This window comes from Rhodovulum sp. (assembly GCF_011048875.1).
Classification (GTDB): domain Bacteria; phylum Pseudomonadota; class Alphaproteobacteria; order Rhodobacterales; family Rhodobacteraceae; genus Rhodovulum; species Rhodovulum tesquicola.
The window spans coordinates 1-2,990 of the sequence record NZ_DSDD01000175.1; the positions used below are offsets into that span (position 1 = coordinate 1).

Annotated in this window: 2 protein-coding genes; both read right to left on the reverse strand. The window is 68.0% G+C overall.

From position 1 onward, the window contains the following. Positions 1-1,409: mannose-1-phosphate guanylyltransferase/mannose-6-phosphate isomerase (locus ENN83_RS06080; RefSeq protein ID WP_287185232.1), on the reverse strand; the 1,409-nt coding region annotated here is incomplete at its 3' end. A 198-nt stretch (positions 1,410-1,607) separates the two neighbouring features. Next, positions 1,608-2,990 (reverse strand): phosphomethylpyrimidine synthase ThiC (gene thiC, locus ENN83_RS06085; protein WP_287185234.1); only part of this gene is annotated, 1,383 nt, incomplete at its 5' end.

Genomic DNA, 2,990 nt, shown 5'->3' on the forward strand with positions numbered 1-2,990 from the left:
CCCCGGTCGTAGATGTCCTGGTAGCGGATGATGTCGTCCTCGCCGAGATAGCTGCCGGTCTGCACCTCGATCAGGTACATCGGCAACCGGCCGCGGTTCGCCATCCGGTGAACGGTGCCCAGCGGGATGTAGACGCCCTGGTTCTCGGTCACCAGGCGCACCTCCTCGCCGATGGTGACCTCGGCGGTGCCCTCGACCACGATCCAGTGTTCCGACCGGTGCATATGGCTTTGCAGGGACAGCACGCCGCCCGGCTTGACCATGATCCGCTTGACCTGGAAGCGCCCGCCCAGGCACAGCCTCTCGTACCAGCCCCAGGGCCGGTGAAAGCGCGGATATTCGTCGGCCTGCGCCACCCCGGCTTCCCGCAGCGCCGAGACCACCGCCTTGACGTCCTGGGCGCGGGACTTGTCGGCCACCAGCACCGCATCGCGCATCGCCACCGCGACGATGCCCGAAAGCCCCAGGCCCACCAGCTGCATGTTGCCCTCTTCCGAGCGCAGGTAGCTGTCGGAACACTCGATCGCGGTCACCGGCCCGTCGGTCGCGACCCCGTTTTCGTCGGGCGCGCGGGTCTGCCAGATCGCATCCCACGAGCCCAGATCCGACCACCCCCCCGTCAGCGGCACCGCCGCCACCCGCTCAGCCTTTTCCATGATCGCGTAGTCGAACGAGATCGCCCGCGCCTGCCCATAGGCCGCCGCGTCGAGCCGCAGGAAGCCCAGATCCTCACGCCCCTTTTCGATCGCCGCGCGGCAGGGCGCGACCAGGTCGGGGGCATGCGCCTCGAAGGCGGCGATCACATCGGCCGCGCGGAACAGGAAGATCCCGGCATTCCACAGATAGGTCCCCGCCGCCAGGAAGGCCTCGGCCGTTTCCTGGTCGGGCTTTTCGCGAAAGCTTTTCAGGGACACCGTTTCGCCCGGAACAGGCTCTGCGGCGAGTTCCAGATAGCCATATCCGGTCTCGGGCCGGTCGGGGGGGACGCCGAAGGTGACAAGGCAGCCATCCCGCGCCGCATCCGTCCCCGCGGCAACCGCAGACAGGAAGCCCGGCAGATCGCCGATCACATGATCCGAAGGCGCGACCAGCATCCGCGCCCCGGGGTCATCGGCCAGGATCAGCGCCGCGGTCAGGATCGCGGGCGCGGTGTCGCGCGCCACCGGCTCGATCACCACCTTCGCATCCGACAGCCCCAGGCTCGCGGCCTGCTCGGCCGCCATGAAGCGGAACTCCTCGCCGGTCATGACCAGCGGCCGCGCGAAATCCGGCCCGGCAAAGCGGCGCAACGTCTGCTGGTACAGGCTTTCCGCGCCGATCAGGGGCGCAAACTGCTTCGGATAGGCCTTGCGCGAGGCGGGCCACAGCCTTGTGCCCGAGCCGCCGCAAAGAATGACGGGATGGATCATGGAAACGGGTCTCTTTTCAATGCGTCGGGCCATGGCCCGGGTGGTCGTCCGGGGGCGGCGGGCGCGTGCGCGCGCCCGCCGATCTGGTCCGGTTCGGCAGGGCAGGTCAAGCGCGATGGGCCGCATGACCGCCCCGAACCGTCCCCCGGCCGTCAGACCGGGGGCCGCACCGCCGGGCGCATCGGGCCTGGCAGGCGGCTAATCTGCCTGCCCCGTGCCGATGGGCAGGTAAAGCGCGCCGGTTTGCCGGAACCGGTCTGCCATCTCGGCCATGCCCTGGGCCCGCGCGGCGTCGCGGATGTCCTGACTGATCTTCATCGAGCAGAATTTCGGCCCGCACATGGAACAGAAATGCGCCAGCTTGTGTGCCTGTCTGGGCAGCGTCTCGTCATGCAGGGCCCGCGCCCTGTCCGGGTCGAGCGAGAGGTTGAACTGGTCCTCCCAGCGAAAGGCGAAGCGGGCGCGGCTGAGCGCGTCGTCGCGGGCGCGCGCGGCGGGATGGCCCTTGGCCAGATCGGCGGCATGGGCGGCGATCTTGTAGGCGATGACGCCGGTCTTGACATCGTCACGGTCGGGCAGGCCCAGATGTTCCCTGGGCGTGACATAGCACAGCATCGCCGTGCCGAACCATCCGATCATCGCCGCCCCGATGGCCGAGGTGATATGGTCATAGCCCGGCGCGATGTCGGTGGTCAGCGGGCCCAGCGTGTAGAACGGTGCCCCGCCGCACAGGGCAAGCTGCCTGTCCACGTTCTCCTTGATCTTGTGCATGGGCACGTGGCCCGGCCCCTCGATCATCACCTGAACGTCATGGTTCCAGGCGATTTTCGTCAACTCGCCCAGCGTTTCCAGTTCCGCAAATTGCGCGGCGTCATTGGCATCGGCGATCGAGCCGGGGCGCAACCCGTCGCCCAGCGACAGGCTGATGTCATAGGCGGCGCAGATCGCGCAGATCTCGGCGAAATGCGTGTAAAGGAAACTTTCGCGGTGATGCGCGAGGCACCATCTGGCCATGATCGAGCCGCCCCGGCTGACGATGCCGGTCACCCGATCCACGGTCAGCGGGATGTGGTGCAGACGGAGCCCGGCATGGATGGTGAAGTAATCCACCCCCTGTTCGGCCTGTTCGATCAGCGTGTCGCGGAACAGGTCCCATGTCAGGTCCTCGGGCACGCCGCCGACCTTTTCCAGCGCCTGGTAGATCGGCACCGTGCCGATCGGCACCGGCGCATTGCGCAGGATCCATTCGCGGGTGTTGTGGATGTTGCGTCCCGTCGACAGGTCCATCACCGTGTCCGCGCCCCAGCGGATCGCCCAGACCAGCTTGTCCACCTCCTCTTGCATCGACGAGGTGACGGCCGAGGTGCCCATGTTCGCGTTGATCTTGGTCAGGAAGTTGCGGCCGATGACCATCGGCTCAAGCTCGGGGTGGTTGATGTTGGCGGGCAGGATCGCGCGGCCTGCGGCGATCTCGGCGCGGACGAAGTCGGGGGTCACCTCGTCGGGAATGGCCGCGCCCCAGTCCCGGCCGTCGCGGATGCCGGCCGCCGCGCGCCCCTGGTTCTCGCGGATCGCGGCGAA